Annotated in this window: 1 pseudogene; it reads right to left on the reverse strand. The window is 46.2% G+C overall.

Going from position 1 to position 877, the window contains the following annotated elements:
• Window positions 1–877: pseudogene (locus R7190_RS26295) on the reverse strand (tetratricopeptide repeat protein); the annotation flags it as partial.

The following is an 877-nucleotide window of genomic DNA, read 5'->3' on the forward strand; positions in this document are numbered from 1 at the left end:
AGATTGCTGCTTGATGAAGTTTTTGTTTTCCGGCGCTTTTTCGACAAGCTCTAAGGCTTTCTTCGCGTTTTCAATTACTTTTTTGCTGTCGTTCTGATGATAAGCGAGACCAGACTGAAGTAGGGCGGCTTTCGCTTCAAGCTGAGGGATATCCGCGTATTCCAGTAACTCTGTCGCACGTTCCAGATATTGCTCTGCAAGTGCGTAGTTGTAGAGTTGCAGGTAAGTCGCAGCCAAGCTCAACCGAATCTTAATGGTGCGATTGATATTACGACTGGTGCTTTCGTGATCCAGTACGTTGAAGTAGTGCACCAAAGCAAGATTGAACTTGCCTTGATAAAAATAGATGTCGCCCATTTGTTCAAGCACATCGGCCAAAATAGGGGAGCTTGGGTAAGAGTCGTAGAAATCTGCAGCCTGAGACAGATATTCAATGGCTTTGTCGTACACACGACGCTCTTGGAAAAGTCTCGCCAGCAAGCGGTTTACTTTAGCAAGGCGAGTACCGCTGTCACTTTCTATGGACTGCCAATAACCGTAAAGCAGTTCTGAAAGCGCAAGGTTGTATTTTTTACTGTTAAGGTAAAACTCACCAACAGAAGTGTAGTAATCAATTAAGGCCAAATCGGAACGACTGTCCTCAAGCATGCTTTTCGCTTGAGCATACAAACGCTCTGCGCCAACGTTATCGCCACGATGAGCCGCTAGCAGGGCTCGTTGCATCACCATACGCTAACGGACGCTGTCTGTACGTTGAAGTACAGAGTCGGCTTCGTCTAGCTGTTTTTCAATTTGATTGAGGGTGTCTTCGGCAGCTGAATAGTTGTGGTCGTACATCCAAATCATTTGGTTGCGCATGAGTTGCACATCCAAAGTC

Source organism: Vibrio sp. 1078-1, from assembly GCF_033340475.1.